20 protein-coding genes are annotated in these 24,639 nt (G+C 37.9%); 11 read left to right on the top strand and 9 right to left on the bottom strand.

What is annotated here, in order from left to right; genetic code table 11:
• Window positions 1–86 precede the first annotated feature (86 nt).
• The 4 genes from dsbC to AC6H22_RS04415 all read left to right on the top strand — a co-directional run bounded on the left by dsbC (window position 87) and on the right by AC6H22_RS04415 (window position 3,965).
• Window positions 87–776 carry a bifunctional protein-disulfide isomerase/oxidoreductase DsbC gene (dsbC, locus tag AC6H22_RS04430; RefSeq protein WP_497515429.1) on the top strand — a complete coding sequence of 230 codons (690 nt, stop codon included), beginning with the start codon at window positions 87–89 and terminating at the stop codon, window positions 774–776.
• A 75-nt stretch (window positions 777–851) separates the two neighbouring features.
• The gene (recJ, locus tag AC6H22_RS04425) at window positions 852–2,579 is read left to right on the top strand and encodes a single-stranded-DNA-specific exonuclease RecJ (RefSeq protein ID WP_497515428.1); all 1,728 of its coding nucleotides are present in this window, start codon (window positions 852–854) and stop codon (window positions 2,577–2,579) included.
• On the top strand, window positions 2,572–3,276 hold the full coding sequence (locus tag AC6H22_RS04420; RefSeq protein ID WP_497515427.1) for a thiol:disulfide interchange protein DsbA/DsbL: 705 nt from the start codon (window positions 2,572–2,574) through the stop codon (window positions 3,274–3,276). The genes recJ and AC6H22_RS04420 overlap by 8 nt, the downstream gene beginning before the upstream one ends.
• A complete protein-coding gene (locus tag AC6H22_RS04415; protein ID WP_497515426.1) occupies window positions 3,276–3,965 on the top strand; it encodes a 5'-methylthioadenosine/adenosylhomocysteine nucleosidase in 690 nt (229 codons plus the stop codon). The genes AC6H22_RS04420 and AC6H22_RS04415 overlap by 1 nt, the downstream gene beginning before the upstream one ends.
• A gap of 97 nt (window positions 3,966–4,062) precedes the next feature.
• On the opposite strand, the gene AC6H22_RS04410 is transcribed toward AC6H22_RS04415, so the two are convergent.
• Window positions 4,063–6,909 (bottom strand): TonB-dependent receptor domain-containing protein, encoded by a 2,847-nt coding sequence (locus tag AC6H22_RS04410; RefSeq protein ID WP_497515425.1) that lies wholly within the window; start codon window positions 6,907–6,909, stop codon window positions 4,063–4,065.
• 294 nt (window positions 6,910–7,203) lie between these two features.
• Here AC6H22_RS04410 and cmk point away from each other — a divergent pair, with 294 nt between their 5' ends.
• The 7 genes from cmk to yciH all read left to right on the top strand — a co-directional run bounded on the left by cmk (window position 7,204) and on the right by yciH (window position 12,636).
• Window positions 7,204–7,881 carry a (d)CMP kinase gene (gene cmk, locus AC6H22_RS04405; protein WP_049374308.1) on the top strand — a complete coding sequence of 226 codons (678 nt, stop codon included), beginning with the start codon at window positions 7,204–7,206 and terminating at the stop codon, window positions 7,879–7,881.
• Window positions 7,882–7,977: 96 nt separating this feature from the next.
• On the top strand, window positions 7,978–9,627 hold the full coding sequence (gene rpsA / locus AC6H22_RS04400; RefSeq protein ID WP_005630739.1) for a 30S ribosomal protein S1: 1,650 nt from the start codon (window positions 7,978–7,980) through the stop codon (window positions 9,625–9,627).
• A 103-nt stretch (window positions 9,628–9,730) separates the two neighbouring features.
• The gene (locus AC6H22_RS04395) at window positions 9,731–10,030 is read left to right on the top strand and encodes an integration host factor subunit beta (RefSeq protein ID WP_474509137.1); all 300 of its coding nucleotides are present in this window, start codon (window positions 9,731–9,733) and stop codon (window positions 10,028–10,030) included.
• 80 nt (window positions 10,031–10,110) lie between these two features.
• Window positions 10,111–10,404: a LapA family protein gene (locus AC6H22_RS04390; protein ID WP_053465343.1), complete on the top strand. Its 294-nt coding sequence runs from the start codon at window positions 10,111–10,113 to the stop codon at window positions 10,402–10,404.
• Window positions 10,404–11,594 carry a lipopolysaccharide assembly protein LapB gene (gene lapB, locus AC6H22_RS04385; protein ID WP_497515424.1) on the top strand — a complete coding sequence of 397 codons (1,191 nt, stop codon included), beginning with the start codon at window positions 10,404–10,406 and terminating at the stop codon, window positions 11,592–11,594. The genes AC6H22_RS04390 and lapB overlap by 1 nt, the downstream gene beginning before the upstream one ends.
• A 23-nt stretch (window positions 11,595–11,617) precedes the next feature.
• Window positions 11,618–12,310, top strand: a complete 693-nt coding sequence (gene pyrF, locus AC6H22_RS04380; protein WP_497515423.1) for an orotidine-5'-phosphate decarboxylase — start codon at window positions 11,618–11,620, stop codon at window positions 12,308–12,310.
• 5 nt (window positions 12,311–12,315) lie between these two features.
• Window positions 12,316–12,636, top strand: a complete 321-nt coding sequence (gene yciH / locus AC6H22_RS04375) for a stress response translation initiation inhibitor YciH (protein ID WP_118782413.1) — start codon at window positions 12,316–12,318, stop codon at window positions 12,634–12,636.
• A 28-nt stretch (window positions 12,637–12,664) separates the two neighbouring features.
• On the opposite strand, the gene hda is transcribed toward yciH, so the two are convergent.
• From hda to aceE, 8 genes are all read right to left on the bottom strand, one after another.
• Complete coding sequence (hda, locus tag AC6H22_RS04370; RefSeq protein ID WP_497515421.1) at window positions 12,665–13,360, bottom strand: DnaA regulatory inactivator Hda; 696 nt, start codon at window positions 13,358–13,360, stop codon at window positions 12,665–12,667.
• A gap of 70 nt (window positions 13,361–13,430) precedes the next feature.
• The gene (locus AC6H22_RS04365) at window positions 13,431–14,675 is read right to left on the bottom strand and encodes a nucleobase:cation symporter-2 family protein (RefSeq protein WP_005628846.1); all 1,245 of its coding nucleotides are present in this window, start codon (window positions 14,673–14,675) and stop codon (window positions 13,431–13,433) included.
• Between the two features lie 110 nt (window positions 14,676–14,785).
• Entirely contained in the window at window positions 14,786–15,412 is a 627-nt protein-coding gene (upp, locus tag AC6H22_RS04360) for a uracil phosphoribosyltransferase (protein WP_118817035.1), read from the bottom strand.
• Between the two features lie 123 nt (window positions 15,413–15,535).
• Window positions 15,536–17,602 carry a DNA polymerase III subunit gamma/tau gene (gene dnaX / locus AC6H22_RS04355; RefSeq protein ID WP_046953034.1) on the bottom strand — a complete coding sequence of 689 codons (2,067 nt, stop codon included), beginning with the start codon at window positions 17,600–17,602 and terminating at the stop codon, window positions 15,536–15,538.
• A gap of 11 nt (window positions 17,603–17,613) precedes the next feature.
• Entirely contained in the window at window positions 17,614–18,156 is a 543-nt protein-coding gene (gene apt / locus AC6H22_RS04350; RefSeq protein ID WP_046953035.1) for an adenine phosphoribosyltransferase, read from the bottom strand.
• Between the two features lie 157 nt (window positions 18,157–18,313).
• On the bottom strand, window positions 18,314–19,738 hold the full coding sequence (gene lpdA, locus AC6H22_RS04345) for a dihydrolipoyl dehydrogenase (RefSeq protein ID WP_118817034.1): 1,425 nt from the start codon (window positions 19,736–19,738) through the stop codon (window positions 18,314–18,316).
• A gap of 100 nt (window positions 19,739–19,838) precedes the next feature.
• Complete coding sequence (gene aceF / locus AC6H22_RS04340) at window positions 19,839–21,734, bottom strand: pyruvate dehydrogenase complex dihydrolipoyllysine-residue acetyltransferase (protein WP_118817033.1); 1,896 nt, start codon at window positions 21,732–21,734, stop codon at window positions 19,839–19,841.
• Between the two features lie 63 nt (window positions 21,735–21,797).
• Window positions 21,798–24,458 (bottom strand): pyruvate dehydrogenase (acetyl-transferring), homodimeric type, encoded by a 2,661-nt coding sequence (gene aceE, locus AC6H22_RS04335; protein ID WP_118817032.1) that lies wholly within the window; start codon window positions 24,456–24,458, stop codon window positions 21,798–21,800.
• Between the last annotated feature and the right edge of the window lie 181 nt (window positions 24,459–24,639).

Here is a 24,639-nt window from a genome sequence, read left to right as displayed (position 1 = left end):
GATTTTTGGATAGTTTGACCTTGCAGAAATTAGCAATCTCTCTATAATTTCAGACTTTCTTACTCAAGCTAATTTAGGAACAAAAAATGAAGAAAATTTTTACCGCACTTTTATGCGTGGCTGCGGCCAATGCAATGGCAAACGATGCCACAATTAAAAGCAAATTACAGTCTCTTGGCGCATCAAATATTGATGTAAAATCCTCGCCAATTTCAGGTATCAAAACTGCCGTAACAGATCAAGGCGTACTTTATGTGACGGACGATGGAAAATATGCTTTCCAAGGTAAACTTTACGAACTTACAAATAATGGTCCTGTTGATGTGGCGGGTAAAATTTTAGTGGATAAACTTAATTCTTATAAAAACGAGATGATTGTTTATCCCGCTAAAAATGAAAAGCATGTTGTGACGGTATTTATGGATATTACTTGCCATTATTGCCATTTATTACATCAGCAATTAAAAGAATATAACGATCTTGGTATTACCGTGCGTTATTTAGCTTTCCCTCGTGCGGGCATGAATAACCAAACTGCAAAACAAATGGAAGCGATTTGGACGGCAAAAGATCCTGTTTTTGCTTTAAATGAAGCAGAAAAAGGCAATTTACCAAAAGAAGTTAAAATCCCAAATGTTGTGAAAAAACATTATGAATTAGGCGCACAATTTGGCGTAAATGGCACACCAAGTATTGTTACCTCAACTGGTGAGCTTATTGGCGGTTATTTAAAACCAGCTGATTTATTGAGCGCACTTGAAGAAACAACAAAATAATTTTAGCGATATTCATATTTATAAGGGCATATCTTGTATGCCCTTTGAATGTGATAAATTAAAATAAAATACACCGTGAAAAAACTTATCAAACGCCGTGAAATTCCAATTGGAAATTCTGTTTCAAACCATCCGTTATTAGATCGCCTTTATCGCGCACGCCATATTCAAAACACCGAAGAATTAGACCGCACTTTAAAATCAATGCTGAATCCAAATCAGCTATATGGTATTGAGCAGGCTGTAAATTTATTAGTGGAAGCTTACCAACAACAGCAAAAAATAGTGATTGTTGGGGATTTTGATGCTGATGGTGCAACTAGCACAGCATTGAGTGTGCTGGCTTTAAGACAACTTGGTTTTGCTGACGTGGATTATCTTGTACCAAATCGATTTGAACAAGGTTATGGTTTGAGTATTCCAGTGGCTGAAATGGCTATTGAAAAGGGCGTTCAGCTGTTAATGACGGTGGATAATGGTGTTTCATCTTTTGAAGGCATTGCATTTTTGAAAGAGAAATGTGTCCGTGTTTTAGTGACAGATCATCATTTACCTCCCGAAACTTTGCCGCCAGCTGATGCCATTGTTAATCCTAATTTAAGTCAGTGTGGTTTTCCTTCAAAATCCCTAGCGGGCGTTGGTGTTGCGTTTTATTTGATGTTAGCTTTACGAGCAAAATTTCGTGAACTCGGTATTTTTACTGCAGAAACACAACCTAATTTTACTGACTTGCTCGATTTAGTGGCATTGGGTACTGTCGCGGATGTTGTGCCTTTAGATCAAAATAATCGTATCCTTGCTTATCAAGGTTTAATGCGGATTCGTGCACGGCGTTGTCGTCCTGGTATTATTGCGTTGGCTGAAGTGGCCAACCGCAATGTTGAACAGTTTACTTCAAGTGATCTCGGTTTTTGTATCGGACCTCGTTTAAATGCAGCGGGGCGCTTAGACAATATGTCGATTGGGGTAGAGCTTTTACTGGCGGACAATATGCTAAAAGCCCGAGAATTAGCGTTAGAACTTGACCAACTCAACCAAATGCGTAAAGAAATTGAAGCTGGAATGAAGCTTGAGGCGCTAGAAATTTGCCAAAATCTCACCGCACTTTTTAAAGAGTTACCTTCGGGGATTACACTTTATCAACCAGATTGGCATCAAGGTGTGTTGGGTATTGTGTCATCTCGGATTAAGGAGCAATATCACCGTCCTGTGATTGCCTTTGCGAAAGATGGTGAGGGAGTTTTGAAAGGCTCTGCTCGTTCTATCGAAGGTTTGCATATGCGTGATGTTTTAGAGCGTATTCATTCGCAACATCCTAATATGATTTTAAAATTTGGTGGCCATGCGATGGCTGCGGGATTAAGCCTCCGAGAAGAACATTTTGACGATTTCCAACATATTTTTAATCAAACCGTTGTCGATTGGCTTGATGAAGAACATTTGCAAGGTGTAATCTGGACCGATGGCGAATTAAATTCAAATGAATTTAATCTTGAAACGGCAGAACTGATAAAATCAGCAGGCCCTTGGGGACAAGCTTTCCCAGAGCCTTGTTTTGATGGCGAATTTAAAATTTTAGACCAACGTGCAATTGGGCAAAATCAAAACCATCTCAAAATGTTAGTGGAGCCAAAACAAGGCGGGCCTTTATTAGATGCCGTTGCGTTTAATATTGACACAAGATTGTATCCTGATCTTTCAATTAAACAGGCAAGATTTGCATATAAATTGGATGTTAATGAGTTTCGTGGTAACCGAAATGTACAGCTTTTAGTGGAATATATTGAAGCGATTGATGAGTAATATTTTGAAATTTTATGGATTATTGGTATTAGGTTTATTTGGGTTTACATCATCGGCTCTAGCTGAAGTAAATCAAAAAGAATTTTCTACTCAAAATCCACCGCACTTACCATCTTCTGATGTTATGCATTTTGAAGATGGCCGAGATTATTTTTCTTATCAAGAGCCTATTGAACAAGCGCCTAGAGCGGATAAAAAAATACGTATTCAATTCTTTTTTGATTACGATTGCCGCGTATGTTCATCAGCGCAAGATATTTTGGAGCTTTATAGTCAAATGCGTACAAATAAAGTTGCGTTGGAACAATATCCTATTGCAACTGCGGATAGTCAGTTTAGCGCACGTATTTTTTATACCTTGCAAGCACTAAGTGCGGGTGAATTATCTAATGTTTTATTATTTGAAACTTCAGAAAAATCTCGTTATGCAGAGTTGTCTGCGACAAATAAAATTCAACAATGGGCGGAAGAACAAGGGCTAGATAAGCAGTTATTTATTCAAACTGAAAATTCAGAAAGAGTAAAAGAACAAATTCAAGATGCGATTGAATTGACGGAAGAATATGGTGTTTTTACCTATCCTTACGTTGTCATTGGGGGAAAATATGTACTCACGGCGAGCACGCTTTATAACGATGATTATAGCGTGGCGGTGTTAGATTTTTTGGTAAATAAAATAGAACAGGAACAAAAGTGATGAAAATTGGAATTGTTGGCGCAATGGCGCAAGAAGTAGAAATTTTAAAAAATTTAATGGCAGAGAGAACTGAAACTCGAGTAGCAAGTGCGGTAATTTTTGAAGGCAAAATTAATGGTAAAGATGTTGCATTATTGCAATCAGGTATTGGAAAAGTGGCCGCTGCAATTGGCACGACGGCATTGTTGCAATTAGCCAAGCCAGATTTTGTGATCAATACTGGTTCTGCGGGTGGGGTAGCAAAAGGCTTGAAAGTGGGGGATATTGTAATTTCTGATGAGACACGCTACCACGATGCGGATGTGACAGCTTTTGGCTATGAAAAAGGGCAGTTGCCAGCTAATCCCGCAGCATTTTTATCGGACCAAAAACTGGCTGACCTCGCTCAAGAAATCGCAGAAAAGCAAGGACAATCAGTAAAACGTGGTTTAATTTGCTCTGGAGATAGTTTTATTAATAGTGAAGACAAAATTGCACAAATAAAAGCAGATTTCCCGAATGTGGCAGGTGTTGAAATGGAAGCCACTTCGATTGCTCAAGTTTGTTATGCTTTTAATGTGCCTTTTGTGGTAGTTCGAGCAATTTCTGATGGAGGAGATGGTGAAGCAAGTATGTCCTTTGAAGAGTTCTTACCGTTGGCCGCAAAACAGTCTTCGGCATTAGTGTTGGGGATGATTGATAGACTGTAGTAATAATCTTTTAATAAGATAATAAATTCTAAAATTGAATCATAAACATTATTTAAAAAGGCATAGCTTATTAGCTATGCCTTTTTATATGAGCCAATTAGAATTTATAATTTAAACTCAGAATATAAGTTCTTCCACGTGCAAAGTTATAAAGTACAGATTTATCTTTTCCTCCATCTTCACAAGTATTATTTTTACTACAAATTGAATCATTTAAGCTTGAATAATAGCGCTGTGAAGCAGCATCATTTCCAGCATCTAGCGGATCAACATAACGTTTATCTAACAGATTTTGTACTTCCGCTTTAATAATCAAATCTTTGATTGGTTCATAGCTGACGTGTAAATCTAAGATAATCGGTTGTTTTTTGATCTCTTCTGTCTCTTTAATAGCATAATAAATTCTGTCGCTCGCAGTATTTTTTTCATAGCGAGAGCCATTGATGTATTCTTCTTGAGTTGTAGCACGCTTACTTTTTCCATAGTAACGGGCCGCGATACCAAGAGTTAATTTTTGATCAAACCAGCGTGTGCCAAGCTCTAATCTACCGTAGTCCTTTGGTAACATAGTGATACGTGATAAACCATAACCTTGTTTCAAAATTTCTTCTTTTGAAGCATTATTCGGACGTGGGCTGGCATCGGCATAATTGGTCGGCTGATTTGTGCGTTGATAAGCATAGGATAAGTTAGCAAAGAAAGATCCCATATCATAATTGAGCTCTAACTCAGCTCCGCTTTTTTTCACTATTGATTGATAATTTTGATGAGCAATCGTCAGACGAAAAAGATTGAGTCTTGCCCACTCAGGAAGAACACCACCTTGTGACCAATCTCCATATACATTGTGGATATAGTTTTTAATAAAACTACGATAGCCAACAACCTTAACTCCTAATATATCTTCTTTTGTAAAAACACCTTTTTTATAGGTATTAAAACCAAGTTGATAAGTTTCTGCACGTTCAGGTTTCAATGCGGTATTCACCCCCGCATCAGACACTTGAGAGAAAAACATCTCTTGAATATTTGGCATTCTGTGTGTGCGCGAATAAGTGAAAAATGGCATAAAATAATCGCTTAGCTCTACACTTAATGTTGCGGAATGATTGAATGCCTTTTTATGCCCTGATTTATGCAAAATCGGTTCATTAATTTGTGTTGGTGTATTTTCGTAACCTACATACTCACCGTTAAATGCATAATGGGTAAAATTGACACTATAGTCTAAATGGTAAATTCCTTTAGAAAGTGCGGTATCAAAATAAACAGTTTTAAATTTTTGTTTACCGGAAGGTTGTAAGATTACTGAACGTTGTGGTAATGAACCTCGTGTGCCAGAATATCGCCCTTTTTTACTGTATGAAAATAAGCCTTGATCATGTGAAGCATCATCATAAAACAAACTTAATTCTTCTGGAAAACGGTTTTTACTGTATTCATTGGTAAAATAGTTAAAACCTAATGTGGTTTTTAAATCGATTTCTTTTGGCAATAAGAAGGTATAGCTGTTATTTATATCAACAATATTTGCGACATTTTTAGTGATAAGTTTATCTGCCACTTGCCAGCTAGCAAAAAATCCACCCTTAGGATAAATGGTTTTACCTAAGTTATGTGCTACCATTAGATTTAGATCAAGATAGCGATTATTATTAAAATTATAATTTAATTGATAATTACGATTTTCGATTTTTCGAGAACCAATTTTATTATCAAGGGTACGTATTTGTGCACCTAAGGTATGGTTATCATCGCCATATTCAAATTTTAATAAATGGCTACGTGAGTGAGATTGCAAACTACCAGGTTCAATTGGTGCAACACTATATTGATCTTTATTTTCGTCAAAGGAGTCATCAGTTTTCTTTATGTCTGCTTGTAGTTCTGGTATATCTTTTAAAGGCTTACCATCATCTATATCTTTAAGTATTTTTTTTCTTACTTGATCTTCATAAATCTTGTCTGTAGTTTCTTCTTTTTCAATAGGATCATCGTATATATTGGATTTCTCACTATGGAAAACACAGTTTTCATCAGTCCATCTTGTTTCTGTATCTCCAGTTAAAGGACTAGAGCTTGTTGTTTTTTCTGTATTTCCATTAAATTTGGGATTTTGAGCATTACAAGACCAATGATTTTTGTTTAAATCAGGAGTCCATTGCCCTGCAGGATTTAAAACATAACCCGCATTACGAAAATAAGCTTCTTTTTCTTTCTCTAAAATATCCTGCCCTAATGATGCTAATCGTTCTCCTCCACCAATACGATAATCTTGAGACACCTCACGTTGACTGTAGCCATATACCACACCGACATAACCACCATTATCAAGCCATTTTCTGCCTGCAGCCATTGTCATAAAATTCGATTTAGTGGCATTGCTCCCCGTCATTCCTTTTACGATGAGCCCAAATGGTTTGTCATCAGTAATAACATCATTAACGCCTAATGTTCTAAAATTAGCACTCCCAGACAAGGTATTTATACCATTGGAACCAGAAAAATTACTTTTATTGACATCGACACCAGCAATAAAATTGGGATCTATCGCTGCACCAAATTGAGAGCTACCACCAGATTGTCCTGAATCCATTGAGGTGGAATAAAAGGTTTGTGTAACCCCATCGACCATTGTATTGACACGACCTAACCCATTTTCACCACGAATATTCACAGAAACTACGCCAGAGCCTTTATCTTGTTGAGTAAATGCACCAGGGATACTTCGAATGACTTGATCGATAGTCTGGGTTTCTTTAAAAATATGCTCTCGGGTGCTTTTTGCTTTTGCTTCCGTAAAAGGTTTTTTATCGTTGGCGACATTCTTTTCTACTACATCAATTTGATCTAATGTTTCTTCAGCTTTGGCATCAACGATAGAAACACTTAGGGTATTGATTAAGCAGAGTGTGATTAAATTTAATTTAATAACTTTCTTCATTACATATCCTTATTGTTTTTTTGAGAAAGATTCGCATTATCTTATTATGTTTTGTAAAACTCAATGGTTTTTTATTAAAATTAATATAAAGCCACAAAAAAATGAAAAAAATTAATTTTAAAAGGTAGGGGATAAGTGGGTTAGCTCCTTAACTAAAAAAGCTTATAGGTACGCGTTTGTTATTTTTTTACTCTTTGTTAGTGGATCTTGAGTTAAGTTTGAAAGGTGGTAATAGCGAAATAGAGTGTTTATCTCTATAATATGTCAAATTGTGATAAGTAAAGGATAAGTTATATGGGAACGATTATTACCGTTGATGGGCCCAGCGGTGCTGGGAAAGGCACGCTTTGTTACGCTTTGGCAGAAAAGCTAGGTTATGCGTTATTGGATAGTGGAGCAATTTATCGCGTTACAGCATTGGCGGCATTACAACGTAAAACTGATTTAACAAATGAATCGGCACTAGCTGAATTAGCTCGTCACTTAGATATTCAATTTATTCTTCAAAATGGCGAGGTAAATATTTTGCTTGCTGGCATGAATGTAAGCCATTTAATTCGCACTCAAGAAGTCGCTGATGCTGCATCTAAAGTAGCTGTGTTTCCCCAAGTGCGGTCAGCTTTGTTACAACTTCAGCAAGATTTTGCGAAAAATGATGGATTAATTGCTGATGGTAGAGATATGGGGACTGTTGTATTCCCAAATGCTCAAGTGAAGTTATTTTTAGATGCGAGTGCTGAAGAACGTGCAAAAAGACGCTATAAACAGTTGCAAAATAAAGGAATAAATGGTAACTTTGAGCAGATTTTAGCCGAGATAAAAGAGCGTGATTTTCGTGATAGAAATCGAGAGGTTGCGCCTCTAAAACCGGCTGATGATGCTTTATTATTGGATAGCACAACGTTGAGTATTGATGAAGTTATTGATCAGGCGTTAGCTTATATTCAAGAAAAGGTGTCAGTTTCTATTTAACTGTTTGTTCAAGGAAGAATAAGCATTTATCCTCAACCCCGCATTTTATGGATTTTAATGTGGATGTTATTAACTTAAATTAAGAAGATTATTTATATGTCAGAATCTTTTGCTCAACTTTTTGAAGAATCATTAAAAGGCCTTGAAACTCGTCAAGGTTCAATCGTTAGCGGTACTGTAGTAGCTATCCAAAAAGGCTTTGTGCTTGTTGATGCAGGTTTAAAATCTGAGTCTGCAATCCCAGTTGCTGAATTCTTAAATGCACAAGGCGAACTTGAAATCCAAGTTGGCGATACTGTAAATGTTGCATTAGATGCAGTTGAAGATGGTTTCGGTGAAACTAAACTTTCTCGTGAGAAAGCTGTTCGTCACGAATCTTGGATTGAATTAGAAAAAGCTTACGAAGAAAAAGCGACCGTTATCGGTTTAATCAACGGCAAAGTGAAAGGTGGCTTCACAGTTGAGTTAAACGGTGTTCGTGCATTCTTACCAGGTTCTTTAGTTGATACTCGTCCAGCGCGTGAAGCAGATCACTTACTTGGTAAAGAATTAGAATTCAAAGTAATCAAATTAGATCAAAAACGTAACAACGTTGTTGTTTCTCGTCGTGCAGTGATTGAATCTGAAAATAGCCAAGAACGTGAACAAGTATTAGAAAATCTTGTTGAAGGTTCAGAAGTTAAAGGTATCGTTAAAAACTTAACTGAGTACGGTGCATTCGTTGATCTTGGTGGTGTTGACGGTTTATTACATATCACCGATATGGCTTGGAAACGTGTTAAACATCCAAGCGAAATCGTGAATGTTGGCGACGAAGTTACTGTTAAAGTATTAAAATTTGATAAAGATCGTACTCGTGTATCTTTAGGCTTAAAACAATTAGGTCAAGATCCATGGGCTGCAATTGCTGAAAATCACCCAGTAAACAGCAAATTAACTGGTAAAGTAACTAACTTAACAGACTATGGTTGTTTTGTTGAGATCTTAGATGGCGTTGAAGGTTTAGTTCACGTTTCTGAAATGGATTGGACTAACAAAAATATCCACCCATCTAAAGTTGTTAGCTTAGGCGATACTGTTGAAGTAATGGTATTAGAAATTGATGAAGAACGTCGTCGTATTTCTTTAGGCTTAAAACAATGTAAAGCTAACCCATGGACTCAATTTGCTGAAACTCACAATAAAGGCGATAAAGTAACTGGTAAAATCAAGTCTATCACTGATTTCGGTATCTTCATCGGTCTTGAAGGTGGTATCGATGGTTTAGTTCACTTATCTGATATTTCTTGGAATGTATCAGGTGAAGAAGCAGTTCGTAACTACAAAAAAGGTGACGAAGTTTCTGCAGTAGTATTAGCTGTTGATGCAGTGAAAGAGCGTATCTCTTTAGGTATCAAACAACTTGAAGAAGATCCATTCAATAACTTCGTAGCAATCAATAAAAAAGGCGCTGTAGTATCTGCAACAGTAGTTGAAGCAGATGCAAAAGGTGCTAAAGTTGAATTAGCGGGCGGCGTTGAAGGTTATATCCGCGCAGCTGATTTAACAAATGAAGTTGCTGCAGGTGATGTAGTTGAAGCTAAATACACTGGTGTAGATCGTAAATCTCGTATCGTTCACTTATCAGTGAAAGCAAAAGATCAAGCTGAAGAAGCTGCTGCAGTTGCAAATGTGAATAACAAACAAGAAGAAGTAGCTATTCCAAACGCAATGGCTGAAGCATTTAAAGCAGCTAAAGGTGAATAATTAATTCACGTCATAAGGCTGGGCTCATGTCCAGCCTTATTTTTAGGGCTTATTGCTAATATATTGAAATAATGTATTAGCAATAAATCTTAATTTGAATAATATTAAGGGAGAGAAGACGATGACTAAGTCAGAACTTATAGAAAAATTATTAGCGAAACATCCGACTTTACCCGTAAAAGAAATCGAAAATATGGTAAAAGATATTTTGGAGTTTATTTCTCAATCTCTTGAAAATGGCGATCGTGTTGAGTTGAGAGGATTTGGAAGTTTTTCACTGCATTATCGTAATCCTCGTTTAGGGCGTAATCCAAAAACGGGTGATTCTGTTAAATTAGAAGCTAAATCTGTACCGCACTTTAAAGCAGGTAAAGAATTAAAAGAGCGTGTAGATATTTATTAATAAAATTAAAATGCACGAATATGCCTTTTAAACTACAACCTTTGCCATTATTTAGAAAAGCCATATTTTAAGGAAATGTTATGATTAAATATATTTTAGGGATTGTGATTTTTATCGCTATCGTGTTGGTTGCAATTACCGTTGGAGCAAATAACGATCAAGTTATTACATTTAATTATATTGTGGCGGAAAGCCAGCTCCAACTATCAAGTCTTGTTGCTATTTTATTTGGATTAGGTTTAATTCTTGGCTGGTTAATCACCGCTTTTTTCTATCTTAAGTTAAAACTTAAAAATATGGCATTGGCTCGTCAAGTTAAGCGTCAAACTTTACAAATCAACGAATTGACTACTGTGCGCGATAAGGTCGCCTGATGCTAGAATTACTCTTTCTACTATTGCCTATCGCTGCAGCCTATGGTTGGTACATGGGGCAGCGTAGTGCAAAGAAAGATCAAGATGACATTAGTAATAAACTCTCCCGAGATTATGTTACGGGAGTAAACTTCTTACTTTCCAATCAAACCGATAAAGCTGTAGATTTGTTTTTGGACATGCTCCAGAAGCAAGAAACCGAAAATGAAATCGAAAGCCACTCCCAATTTGAAGCTGAGCTTACACTTGGCAATCTATTCCGCTCTAGAGGCGAAGTTGATCGTGCATTACGTATTCACCAAGCTTTAGACCTTAGTCCTAATTATACATTTGAGCAAAAATTACTCGCAAAGCAACAGCTTGCTAGAGATTTTATGGTGGTTGGTTTTTTTGACCGCGCTGAGAATCTTTATATTTTACTAGTGGATGAACCTGAATTTGCAGAAAATGCTTTACAGCAACTTTTAGTAATTTATCAAAAAACTAAAGAATGGAAAAAAGCAGTTAATATTGCTGAAAAACTCGCTAAAATAAAACCACAAGAGAATAATATTGAACTTGCCCAGTGTTATTGTGAATATTCACAAAGTTTAGAGCCTGAAAGTGCGGTTGAAAAACGCGGTGTTTTACAAAAAGCTTTGTTGGTTTCTCCTACTTGTGTTCGCGCTTCTTTATTACTTGCAAATTTAGAAATGCTTGAAAGTCAATATCAACAAGCTGCAAAAATACTAGAACATGTTTTGGAGCAAAATCCAGATTATACGGGTGAAATTTTGTCACCTTTAAAACATTGTTATGAAGAATTAAATCAGTTAGATAGCTTTGAGTTATTCTTAATTCGTGCTGGCCAAATTACTAATAATGATGAAGTAGAGCTAGCTTTGGTTAAATTAATTGAAGAAAAAGATGGTAAGTCTGCTGCTCAGGCTAAGCTTTATCAGCAACTCACGAAAAAGCCAAGTACTTTAATTTTCCATCGTTTTATGCAGTATCAAATTGATGATGCAGAAGACGGGCGGGGAAAAGAAAGTCTAATTTTATTACATAAAATGGTTGGTGAAAGAATTAAGCAAACATCAGCTTATCGTTGTACAAATTGTGGTTATCAAATCCATAAGCTATTGTGGAATTGCCCATCTTGCCGTCAATGGGAAAGTATTAAACCAGTTTCAAGTCAAGAACATAATTAATTGATACTCAGCGAGGTAACATTATGACAAGCAAAATTATTGTGGCATTGGATTATGAGAAAGAAGCAGAGGCTCTTGCTTTAGTTGATCAAATTGATCCGAGTTTGTGTCGATTAAAAGTGGGTAAAGAAATGTTTACTACACTTGGTATTAATTTTGTAAAACAATTACATCAACGTAATTTTGATGTTTTCTTAGATCTTAAATATCATGATATTCCAAATACTGTAGCAAGAGCGGTCAGATCTGCAGCTGATTTGGGTGTATGGATGGTAGATTTGCATGCAAGCGGTGGGCTACGAATGATGGAAGAAGCTAAGAGAATTCTTGAACCTTATGGGAAAGATGCGCCATTGCTTATTGCTGTAACGGTATTAACCAGTATGGAAGATTTGGATTTATTACAAATTGGGATTAATGCATCGCCAATGGAACAAGTTTTACGCTTAGCTCATTTAACCCAACGTGCAGGTTTGGATGGTGTGGTTTGCTCTCCGCAAGAAGTTGAAATTTTACGTAACCCTTGTGGAGAAGACTTTAAATTAGTGACCCCAGGGATTCGTCCAATTGGAGCTGATTTTGGTGATCAACGACGTGTGATGACGCCTACAGCTGCGATTCGTGCTGGTTCCGATTATTTAGTGATAGGGCGTCCTATTACTAAAGCCGATAATCCTGCAGCGGTTCTTCGTTCTATTAATGCATCTATTGGGTAATTATGATGTCAAATTCTGTTTTAGTGTATTCAACAGATGTGGGGCGAATTAAAGAGGAAAAGGCTTCTGTAGTTCGCCCAAAAGGAGACGGTGTGGTACGTATCCAAAAACAAACGAGTGGTAGAAAAGGTGCGGGCGTATCCGTTATAACTGGTTTAGATTTATCTGATGAGGAATTGAAAAAATTAGCGGCTGAATTAAAAAAACGTTGTGGATGTGGTGGTTCAGTTAAAAATGGAATAATTGAGATTCAAGGTGAAAAGCGTGATTTGCTCAAGCAATTGTTAGAGCAAAAAGGGTTTACCGTTAAATTATCAGGTGGATGATTAAAAAGGCGCATTAGCGCCTTTTTTGTTAGAGATTCAAAATTTCTTTGACGAAAGGAATCGTAAGATTTCGTTGTGCTTGTAATGAGGCTTTATCTAGTAGATCAAGTGCTTCAAATAATGTATGCATGTCTCGAGCTAGTCGTGTAAGTAAAAAATTAGCCGTCTCATCGGCTAATTGAATTCCTCGTTGATAAGCATTATGCTGCAGTACACTAATTTTTTGCTCGTCAGTTAGGGAATTTAATTGATAAATTTCACCCCAAGTCAAGCGAGAGTTCAAATCAGGCAATTTTACAGAAAGTGCGGAAGGCGATTTATCTGAACTAATAAGCAAAAGCGTTTTTCCGCTCGCTTTAATTCGATTGAATAGATCAAAAATAGCTAATTCCCATTCATCATTGCCGATCACGGTTTGTATATCATCTAGACACACTAATTCTTGCAGTTCTAGATTTTCAAGAACTGCGGTAGAAAAATATTGAGATTTGCTGAGCGGTACATAAATAGCAGTACGTTGATTGATTAAATATTCGTTACTGAATGCTCTAAGCAGATGAGTTTTTCCAGAACCTTTATTTCCCCAAATATAGAAAAACTGTTGTTTTAATTCAGATGAATTTTTGCGTAAAGAATCGAGCAATAAAAGATTATTATCGCCGTAAAAGTTTTCTAATGTGGCATCATCAATTTGATGAATAGGTAAGGGAAGCTGCTTATTCAAATATTTATGTATTACAGATTATAAGTAAGAAAAAGGGCTAAATTAGTATTTAACCCTTTTAAAAGGAATCTTATTCTACTTCATTTTTTGCTTTCGGTAAAACAAGGTTTAAGATGATAGCAACAATCGCGCACAAGCTGATACCTTTTAGTGATACGTTACCCACATCTACAAACATATTGCCGATACCAAATGTCATGACGACAGAAATAATACACAGATTACGTGCTTCGGTAACATCAACTTTGCCACGAATTAAGGTGCTCATGCCCACGACTGCGATTGAACCGAAAACAAGCATCATAATCCCACCCATTACAATAGTTGGAATCGTTGATAGGAATGCGCCTACTTTTCCACAGAATGAAATGGCAATAGCCCAAACTGCAGCCCAAGTCATAATATTAGGGTTGAAATTTCGGGTTAACATTACGGCACCAGTTACTTCCGCATAGGTTGTATTTGGTGGTCCACCCACTAAAGATGCAGCTGCTGTTGCTAAGCCATCACCTAATAAAGTGCGGTGTAATCCTGGTTTTTTTAAAAAGTCTTTACCTGTCACAGAGCTGATTGCCATGATGCCTCCCACGTGTTCTACTGCAGGTGCAATGGCAATGGGTAACATATAAAGAATAGCTTCTAGGTTAAATTCAGGCGCAGTTAATTTTGGTAAGCTGAACCAAGGCGCATCGATCACTGGTTGGAAATTAATTAAACCTAGGAATAAACATAAAATATAGCCCGCAGTAATACCAAACATAATCGGGATGAGTTTCATCAATCCTTTGGCAAATACAGCTACAGACAAAGTAGTAAGAAGAGTTACCATTGAAACTAATACCGCGTCGTTATAAGCATAAGCACTATTTTTGCCTAGTGACATATCAACTGCCACAGGAGCAAGTCCCATACCAATAATAATAATTACTGGACCAACGACAATCGGTGGGAAAATGCGTTGTAATGCTTCTGTTCCACGTAATTTTACTAACATGCTTAGTGCTAGATATACAAGACCAGCAGATGCTAAACCACCCATAGTGGTCGCAATGCCCCAAGTTTGAACACCATATTGAATTGGCGCGATAAAGGCAAAAGATGAGGCTAAGAAAATAGGAACTTGTTTGCCTGTGCAAAGTTGGAAGAGTAGGGTGCCAACGCCGGCAGTTAATAATGCGGTATTGGAATCAAGTCCTGTAATTAATGGTACAAGAACGAGCGCACCAAATGCGACGAAGAGCATCTGTAGTCCAACGAATGATTGTTTTAATGTACTTTGTTTTTCCGAAGGGAACGAAGAAGTTTGATTTGTCATTTAGTTTCAACTCTCTGTTTGAATTAACTTAAAGTGCGGTCAGTTTTTCTTGTGTTTCACGCACACAAAAAGACGGCAAGAAAATGCCGTCTATCTTTTATTTTTTGGGATTATTTGGTCCCAAAAATTTTATCACCCGCGTCACCTAGACCCGGAATAATGTAACCATGTTCATTTAGATGGCCATCAATAGAAGCGCAGTAAAGTTCAATGTCAGGATGTGCAGCTTCAAGCGCCTTAATACCTTCTGGCGCAGCGACCAACACTAATACTTTGATGTGTTTACAACCTTTTGCTTTTAAAAGATCAAGGGTTGCAATCATAGAACCGCCTGTTGCAAGCATCGGATCGACCACAATTGCGAGACGCTCTTCTAAATCGCTAGCTAATTTTTGGAAGTAAGGGACTGGTTCAAGGGTTTCTTCATTACGGTAGATTCCCACTACGCTGATACGTGCGCTTGGTACATGTTCAAGTACACCATCCATCATACCTAAACCTGCACGTAAAATTGGAACAACCGTTACTTTTTTACCTTTAATTCGATCGATTTCTACTGGGCCATTCCAACCGTTGATCGTTACTTTTTCAGTTTCTAAATCAGACGTTGCTTCATAGGTTAATAGGCTACCGATTTCTGTTGCCAGTTCACGGAATTTTTTTGTATCAATCTCAGCTTCACGCATCACACCTAGTTTGTGTTTTACAAGTGGGTGTTTTACTTCAACCAGTTTCATTTTCACTCTCCTTTTGACTCTTAAAAAACAAATTGACGAATTTTAGATTAAAAAAATACAAAATGGTAGAGGTTTATAAAAATATTCTGACTTGAAACGGGAGTTTTCAATATAATATTGTCTTTAAACTGGTCGAATACTCTCTATATCTAATTTTGCGTCAAACTCATTAAGTAGAATTTGTAATTTACTATCTTTTTGCAACTCATTTTGAGCTTTTTCCCGCAATGCTTGATAAATATTGCGGCGATATTCAATTGGAGTCGTGACATTGCTATCATCAATATTAATTGTTAATCGAATATCTTTACTTTGCAATTTGCTTAAAGCTTCAACCAAATTTTTTATGCTTCTGTCTTGGCGTAAATGAGATTTTTCTGAATGTAGTCCAAGATTGATTTCATCATCAGTTTTGCTTTGTAAGAAACAATTTAACGCTAATTCTTTGCTAAATCCTGTTACACCAGAACGCTCAACTATATCTGCCCATTCATCTTGTTGTTGAGTTTGGGTAATGATTTTTAAGCGTAGTTCAGGCGTAATATCTTTCAAAATCGCTTGTTTTATATCGGAAGGACGAACGCCTGTATCGGCTTTAGCAAGTTCTGGATTGCTCCATTCCCAACGATAGGTGTCAGCACTCAAGATTTCTTGCTCATCTTGGGCAATTTCTACATTATCATCACTTGAATTTTCTTCAGTGCTATTTTCTTGTGGAGTCTGTGCGGCATTTGATGGTGATGTAGGCTTTTCTATGTGCTTGGGCTTCGGCTCAGTCATTTCTCGCACAGGAAGTGCGGTCATTTTTTTATGGGATTTTTCTTCGTCCAGCTCTTGGATGTGATGTAAAGTTTCACTTACCGCAGCTAATGATTCAGCTTTGTGTTCTTGACGTTCTTGGTTTTCCAGTTGTGTTAAATGTTCAAGCGCATCTAGAGCCGAAAGACTTGCCAAATTTGGAATGCTCGTTTTATTTGGTTTTGCTTGAGAATAAGCTGATTTTATACTTTGCGACAGTACCGGCACATCTACATAATTACCTGTATTTTCAACCGCACTTGGAGTTGATGGCGGTCGAGTAATACTGGTGTTAGCCTTTGGTACTGCCGTAAGGAACTTTGGGTGGAATGCCAATGCCCTCAATAATGTCATTTCTGTGCCAATACGACGGTTTGGCGCATTTGATAAGTCTTTTCTACCAGAAACAATGACCTGATAAAAAAACTGAACATCTTCTGGAGAGATATGTTTGGCTAAAAATGAAAAATGTTCGTTGTCATCTGAAGATTTTTGTGGAAGAAGTTGCATGAGTGCAATTTGATGTAATTTTTCTGCACATTCGCCAAGTAATTTGTCCCAATCGCCTGCCGCATCTGCAACTCTTTGCAGTGTTCGCATTAAGAGTTCACCATTACCTTGGTGTAAGGCGTATAAAATATCAACAGAATAGTTATCATCAAGCAACCCTAACATATTACTTACAACACTATTTGTAATTTGTCGGTCTCCCATTGCAATGGCTTGATCCGTTAAACTTAAGCTATCACGAATACTTCCTTGCGCCGCTTTTGCAAGTTTAACTAATGCAGGATCTTCAAAATGAATATTTTCTTGCGTCAAAATATGGGCAAGATGCTGGGAGATTTGGGTTTCATCTAATGCTTTGAGATGAAATTGTAAACAGCGAGAAAGAATGGTTACAGGTAATTTTTGTGGATCAGTTGTCGCAAGTAAGAATTTTACATATTCGGGTGGTTCTTCCAAAGTCTTGAGCAACGCATTAAATGAATGACGGGATAGCATGTGGACTTCATCAATTAAATAAACCTTAAATCTGCCCACAACAGGTTTATATTGCACGTTATCCAATAATTCACGCGTGTCTTCAACTTTTGTGCGGGATGCCGCATCAATTTCAATTAAATCAATGAAATTACCTTGTTCAATAGCTTTACAATTTTCACATTCACCACAAGGTGTAGCTGTTACACCATGTACACAATTTAATCCTTTTGCAAATAATCTGGCAATAGAGGTTTTCCCTACTCCACGCGTGCCTGAAAAGAGGTAAGCGTGATGTAGTCTATTATCTTTTAATCCATTTGCTAATGCCGTGATAATGTGTTCTTGCCCAACGACATCAGCAAATGTTTTTGGTCGCCACTTTCTGGCTAAGACTTGATAGCTCATCGAATCCTTAATTAATGACCTTCAAAATTGACGAGTGTATAGCAATCAATGCCCAAATTATTTAAGCGTTTTTCGCCACCCAATTCAGGTAAATTAATGACAAATGCAGCGTGTTTTACCACTCCACCTAAACGTTGCACTAATTTTACTGTAGCTTCAACTGTGCCACCTGTTGCTAATAAATCATCAATGATTAAAACATTGTCACCTTCTGAAATTGCATCAACGTGCATTTCCAAAGTATCTTGACCATATTCTAGTTGATAAGATTGAGAAATGGTTTCGCGTGGTAATTTTTTAGGTTTACGTACTAATTCGAAAGGTAAACCTAGTGCTAAGGCAACAGGTGCTCCAAAAATAAAACCACGAGATTCAGTTCCAAGTACTTTGGTAATTTCTTTATCATGATATTGTTCCACAATAAGATCTACTGTTGCTTTAAAAGCTGCTGGAACTTCTAAAAGGGTAGTAATGTCGCGGAAGATAATGCCTTCTTTTGGATAGTTAGGAATTGATTTGATAGAAGATTTAATTAAATCAAGTTGTGTAGTCATAAATAATGCTCAAAAGTGCGGTAAAAAAGAAACGTTTTTAGGACGGTATCTTATCATAAAAAAGTAAAAAGATAGGAAAATAAAAATCCCCTATTGGGGATTTTTATTTAGGTTTAAATTTATAATTTTAGCTGAATTAAAACTTCTTAAATAGAAATTATTTTTTCTTCGATTTTGCATTTGGAAGGTCAGTGATTGAGCCTTCAAATACTTCCGCGGCTAAACCAACAGACTCGTGTAAAGTTGGGTGGGCGTGGATAGTTAATGCGATATCTTCTGCGTCGCAACCCATCTCAATGGCTAGACCGATTTCACCTAATAATTCACCACCGTTAGAACCTACGATTGCACCTCCAAGTACCCGATGAGTGTCTTTATCAAAGATTAACTTTGTCATACCTTCTGAACATTCAGATGCAATCGCGCGGCCTGATGCTGCCCAAGGGAATTTAGCGACTTCGTAGTTTAAACCTTCTTGTTTACATTCTTTCTCAGTTTTACCTACCCAAGCCACTTCTGGTTCGGTATAAGCGATGGATGGAATAACTTTAGGATCGAAGTAGTGTTTTTGTCCCGCAATGACTTCTGCAGCAACGTGGCCTTCATGAACACCTTTGTGTGCTAACATTGGTTGGCCAACAATATCGCCGATTGCAAAGATATGTGGCACATTGGTGCGCATTTGTTTATCAACATGAATGAAACCACGATCATCCACTTCAACGCCTGCTTTACCTGCATCAATCAATTTGCCATTTGGTACACGACCGATAGCGACAAGCACTGCATCATAACGTTTGGTGTCATTGCATGCTTTGCCTTCCATTGAAACGTAGATACCATCATCTTTTGCTTCAACAGCAGTCACTTTGGTTTCAAGCATTAATTTGAATTTTTTCTCGATTTGTTTGGTGTAAATTGCAACAACATCTTTATCCGCTGCAGGGATAACTTGGTCGAACATTTCCACAACTTCAATTTCTGAACCTAATGCGTGGTAAACCGTACCCATTTCTAAACCGATGATACCGCCACCCATAATGAGAAGTTTTTTAGGTACTTCTTTTAATTTTAGCGCATCAGTTGAGTTCCAAATACGTGGATCTTCATGTGGAATAAATGGTAATTCAATTGGGCGAGAGCCTGCTGCAATAATAGCATTATCAAATTTGATTGTAGTTGGATGCCCATCACGGTCACGCGCGACTAAAGTATTAGGATCAGTGAATGCTGCTAAGCCTTCAACAACAGTGACTTTACGCGCTTTTGCCATACCCGCTAAACCACCAGTTAATTTAGCGACAACTGCTTCTTTACCTGCACGAACTTCATCTAAATCAATTTTTGGCTCACCAAAGTAAACACCATTTTTACTTGCGTGTTTTGCCTCTTCAATCACTTTTGCTACATGCAACAATGCTTTAGACGGGATACAACCTACATTTAAACAAACCCCTCCAAGAGTTGAATAACGTTCAACTAATACAGTTTCTAAGCCTAAATCCGCACAACGGAACGCAGCTGAATAACCCGCTGGGCCTGCACCAAGCACGACGACTTGGGTTTTAATTTCTTTACTCATTTTTACCTCGTAAAAACGTTCAAAATATTGACCGCACTTTTGGCGATCGTAATGGATTTGCTAAAACGCCCTTTCTTCTAATTAGAAGAAAGGGGCGTTATTACATAATCAAACGGCGTAAATCTGCTAATACAGCACCGATATAGCTGATGAATCGAGCACCATCCGCACCATCAATAACACGGTGGTCGAATGATAACGACATCGGAAGAATTAAGCGCGGCGCAAATTCTTTACCATTCCATACTGGTTCCATTGATGATTTAGATACACCAAGGATGGCAACTTCTGGCGCGTTTACGATAGGTGCAAAGTGAGTTGTACCAATTCCACCAAGACTTGAAATAGTGAAACAGCCACCTTGCATATCAGATGCAGTCAATTTGCCTTCACGTGCTTTTTTCGATACTTCCATTAATTCACGCGAAAGTTCGATAATGCCTTTTTTGTTCACGTTCTTGAATACAGGCACGACTAAGCCATTTGGCGTATCTACTGCGACACCGATGTTAATATATTTTTTCAGGATTAAGCGTTGTGCATCTTCAGTAATTGAGCTATTGAAACGTGGATACGCTTCTAATGCTTTTGCCACAGCTTTCATAATGAACACAACTGGCGTGATTTTTACGCCGAGTTTTTGTTTTTCTGCTAACGCATTTTGTTCTTTACGGAATGCTTCTAAATCCGTGATATCTGCTTTATCGAAGTGAGTAACGTGTGGAATCATTACCCAGTTACGATGTAAGTTTGCACCTGAAATTTTGTTGATACGACTTAATTCAACTTCTTCAATTTCTCCAAATTTACTGAAATCAACTTTTGGCCATGGTAATAAGCCTAAGCCAGCGCCATTTGCTACACCATTGCCAGCAGCTTGTGCTGTTGCACCGCTTTCATAAGCTTTAACGGCGGTCTTCACATAAGCTTCGATATCTTCTTTAACGATACGCCCTTTACGGCCTGTACCTTTTACTTTATCTAAGTTTACGCCAAATTCACGTGCTAAACGACGAATAACTGGGGTAGCATGCGCATAGCCAGCACTTGCTACCACTTGTTCTTGGCTTAAGCCCGATACATTGCCAGATTGAGCAGGTTGTGCAGTAGGTGCAGGAGATGCAACTTGTGGTGCTGATGCTTGAGCTGGTGCTGTTGCAGCTGGTGCTACACCCGCTACTTCAAAGCGCATAATTAATGAACCAGTCGATACTTTATCACCTGATTTCACGAGAATTTCTTTTACTACACCACCGAATGGAGCAGGAACTTCCATTGACGCTTTATCACCTTCAACAGTAATTAATGATTGATCTTCTGAAACAGTATCACCAACGGCAACCATAATTTCAGTCACATTGACTTCATCACCACCGATATCTGGCACATTCACATCTTTAATTGCAGATGTTGTGGCAGTTACAGGTGCTGCTGTTTGAGCTGGTGCAGCCGCAGCAACTGGAGCAGCTGATGCCGTTTCAAATTTCATGATGAGTTTGCCAGTTGAAACTTTATCACCGACATTAATTAAAATTTCTTTTACCACACCTGCTATTGGTGCTGGAACTTCCATTGAAGCTTTATCGCCTTCAACATTGATGATTGATTGATCAACTTCAACACTATCACCCACTTTAACCATAATTTCAGTAACGTTTACTTCATCAGAACCAATATCTGGTACGTTTACTTCAACAACAGCCGACGCAGTTGGTGCGGTAGCAGCTACTGGTGCTGCAGGTGCTTCAGCCGCTGGTGCTGCGCCCGCTGCTTCTAATACGAGCATTGGGGTGCCTGTTGTGACTTTATCACCGACTTTGACTAAAACCTCTTTTACAACACCTGCTTCTGGTGCAGGCACTTCCATTGAAGCCTTATCACCTTCAACATTAATGATTGATTGATCAACAGAAATGGTATCGCCTACGTTTACCATGACTTCTGTTACTGTAACTTCATCACTACCAATATCAGGAATTTGAATTTGTTTTGACATTTTTTTGTTCCTTTTAAAGTGCGGTCATAAAACACGATGTTTTTTGACCGCAGTTTTCATCAATTACGCGTAAAGCGGATTGATACGATCTACATTCAAACCGAATTTCGCAATCGCATCTGCAACAACTTGGTTAGATACTGTACCTTCTTTCGCTAATTGAGAAAGTGCAGCAACCACAACATAACGTGCATCAACTTCGAAGTGTTCACGTAGGTTTGCACGGCTGTCTGAACGACCGAAACCATCTGTACCCAACACATGATAATGACGACTTGGTACGAATGCACGGATTTGATCTGCGTATGCTTTAACATAGTCAGTTGAAGCAACGGTTGGTAAATCAGCTAATACTTGAGCAACGTATGGTACGCGTTGTGTCTCTGTCGGGTGTAATAAATTCCAACGTGCAGCATCGTGACCTTCACGCGCTAATTCATTGAATGAAGGTGCTGAGAATACATCGGAGGTGACACCATAATCTTTTGCAAGAATTTGTGCCGCTTCACGAACATGACGCATGATAGCACCAGAACCTAACAATTGAACGTGGCCTTTGCCTTTTTTACCTTCCACTGTTTCAAATTTGTATAAACCTTTACGGATACCTTCTTCTGCACCAGCTGGCATTGCAGGTTGATCCATGACTTCATTTAATGTTGTCATGTAATAGAATACATCTTCTTGTTTTTCGCCATACATACGGTTAATACCGTCTTGCATAATTACTGCAACTTCGAATGCGAATGATGGGTCGTAAGTGACACAGTTAGGAATGATACCTGCTTGAATATGGCTATGGCCATCTTCGTGTTGTAAACCTTCGCCGTTCAGGGTTGTACGACCAGAAGTACCCCCCACCATGAAACCACGAGCTAATTGGTCACCAGCAGCCCACATCATATCGCCCACACGTTGGAAACCAAACATTGAGTAATAGATGAAGAATGGAATCATTGGTTGATTATTAACGGAGTATGAATTCGCTGCGGCCAACCAAGATGCGGTTGCACCTAATTCATTGATACCTTCTTGTAGAACTTGACCATCTTTTGCTTCGCGGTAGTAAGCAACTAAGTCACGATCTGAAGGTACATAGTTTTGACCATGTGGGTTATAAATACCAACTTGACGGAATAAACCTTCCATACCAAAAGTACGTGCTTCATCAGCAATCATTGGAACGATGGTTTTACCAATGTTTTTATCTTTTAATAAGATGTTTAATGCACGAGTAAACGCCATTGTAGTTGAAATACCACGTGGTTGTTCTTCTAATAATGCTTTAAACTCTTCTAATGCAGGGACTTTATATTCAACATCAAATTTAGTACGACGAGCAGGAACATAACCGTTTAATGCTTTACGGTGGCCATGTAAATATTCGTATTCAGGGGTACCTTCAGAAAATTTAATGTATTCTAATTTTTCTACTTGCTCATCAGTCAATGGTAAATCGAAGTAGTCACGGAAACCTTTAAGGCTTTCGTAAGACATTTTTTTAGATTGGTGAGCGGTGTTTTTACTTTCCGCTTCAGGAATTTTATAACCTTTAACTTGATGCGCTAAAATCACAACTGGTTTCGTTGCATTTTGTGCTTTTGCATAGGCTGCATATAATTTTTCGCTATCGTGTGCACCACGGCGTAATGCCCAAATTTCATCATCCGTCATATCAGCAACTAATGCGGCGGTTTCTGGATAACGACCGAAGAAGTGTTCACGCACATAAGCACCATCTTTAGATTTAAAGGTTAAATAATCCCCATCAACCACTTCCATCATTAACTGAGTTAATTTACCAGAAGTATCTTTCGCGAATAATTTATCCCAATCGCTTCCCCATAAAACTTTAATCACTTCCCAGCCCGCACCAGTAAATAATCCTTCTAATTCTTGAACAATTTTACCGTTACCATTAACTGGGCCGTCTAAGCGTTGTAAGTTACAGCTGATAGTGAAGATTAAGTTATCTAATTTCTCACGAGCCGCAAAAGTTAATGCACCTTTAGACTCAATTTCATCCATTTCACCATCGCCTAAGAATGCATAGACTTTTTGATCTTTGGTATCTTTTAAGCCACGGTTATCTAAGTATTTTAAGAAACGCGCTTGGTAGATGGCGTTCACAGGGCCTAAACCCATAGAAACCGTAGAGAATTGCCAGAATTCAGGCATTAATTTAGGGTGTGGATATGAAGATAAACCATCGGTAAAGGCTTCTTGACGGAAGTTATCCATTTGTTCTTCAGTTAAACGACCTTCTAAGAATGCACGCGCATACATACCTGGAGCTGCATGGCCTTGGAAGAAAATTAAGTCACCACCGTTTTTCTCGGTTGCTGCTTTGAAGAAGTGGTTATAGCAAACTTCATACATGGTTGCAGCAGATTGGAAAGTTGAGATATGGCCACCTAAGTCAAGATCTTTCTTCTGACTACGCAATACCATAGCAATAGCATTCCAACGCACAGCAGAACGAATACGACGCTCAATAGCATGATCACCTGGGTAAGCAGGTTGTTCAGAAGCTGGAATAGTATTGACATAATCGGTCGTTACACCTGTCGGTAATGAAACACCGTTGGTGCGCGCTTGGCCGATAACTTGCTCAATAATATATTGTGCACGTTCTACGCCTTCTTCACGAATCAAAGAATCTAATGATTGTAACCAATCTTGAGTTTCGATTGGATCAACGTCATTTTTTAAAATCTCAGACATAGGTTTTCCTTATCTGTTAATTAAGTGAACATTAGTTTAGTAAACACTAAACACGAATATCAGAAATGCTTGCTTTTTTACAAACATTTAACAAATCCTGCAAATTTTAGAAGATTTTTTGAGATAAAGATAGTAAATTTTCATCAAATATCCCTGTTGAGTACTGTGTTAATCGGTAATC

Source organism: Haemophilus sp. THUN1690, assembly GCF_059704375.1.
The sequence above is the reverse complement of the archived record's forward strand: the minus strand, read 5'-3'. Positions and strand labels throughout refer to the sequence as shown.

Bases quoted from the DNA above. Each gene is read 5' to 3' on its own strand.
- AC6H22_RS04415 (WP_497515426.1), top strand. From the start codon at position 3,276: ATGAAAATTGGAATTGTTGGCGCAATGGCGCAAGAAGTAGAAATTTTA.
- yciH (WP_118782413.1), top strand. From the start codon at position 12,316: ATGTCAAATTCTGTTTTAGTGTATTCAACAGATGTGGGGCGAATTAAA.
- rpsA (WP_005630739.1), top strand. From the start codon at position 7,978: ATGTCAGAATCTTTTGCTCAACTTTTTGAAGAATCATTAAAAGGCCTT.
- AC6H22_RS04390 (WP_053465343.1), top strand. From the start codon at position 10,111: ATGATTAAATATATTTTAGGGATTGTGATTTTTATCGCTATCGTGTTG.
- pyrF (WP_497515423.1), top strand. From the start codon at position 11,618: ATGACAAGCAAAATTATTGTGGCATTGGATTATGAGAAAGAAGCAGAG.
- dsbC (WP_497515429.1), top strand. From the start codon at position 87: ATGAAGAAAATTTTTACCGCACTTTTATGCGTGGCTGCGGCCAATGCA.
- upp (WP_118817035.1), bottom strand. From the start codon at position 15,412: ATGAAACTGGTTGAAGTAAAACACCCACTTGTAAAACACAAACTAGGT.
- lapB (WP_497515424.1), top strand. From the start codon at position 10,404: ATGCTAGAATTACTCTTTCTACTATTGCCTATCGCTGCAGCCTATGGT.
- lpdA (WP_118817034.1), bottom strand. From the start codon at position 19,738: ATGAGTAAAGAAATTAAAACCCAAGTCGTCGTGCTTGGTGCAGGCCCA.
- aceF (WP_118817033.1), bottom strand. From the start codon at position 21,734: ATGTCAAAACAAATTCAAATTCCTGATATTGGTAGTGATGAAGTTACA.
- AC6H22_RS04410 (WP_497515425.1), bottom strand. From the start codon at position 6,909: ATGAAGAAAGTTATTAAATTAAATTTAATCACACTCTGCTTAATCAAT.
- cmk (WP_049374308.1), top strand. From the start codon at position 7,204: ATGGGAACGATTATTACCGTTGATGGGCCCAGCGGTGCTGGGAAAGGC.
- apt (WP_046953035.1), bottom strand. From the start codon at position 18,156: ATGACTACACAACTTGATTTAATTAAATCTTCTATCAAATCAATTCCT.
- aceE (WP_118817032.1), bottom strand. From the start codon at position 24,458: ATGTCTGAGATTTTAAAAAATGACGTTGATCCAATCGAAACTCAAGAT.
- dnaX (WP_046953034.1), bottom strand. From the start codon at position 17,602: ATGAGCTATCAAGTCTTAGCCAGAAAGTGGCGACCAAAAACATTTGCT.
- AC6H22_RS04365 (WP_005628846.1), bottom strand. From the start codon at position 14,675: ATGACAAATCAAACTTCTTCGTTCCCTTCGGAAAAACAAAGTACATTA.
- AC6H22_RS04420 (WP_497515427.1), top strand. From the start codon at position 2,572: ATGAGTAATATTTTGAAATTTTATGGATTATTGGTATTAGGTTTATTT.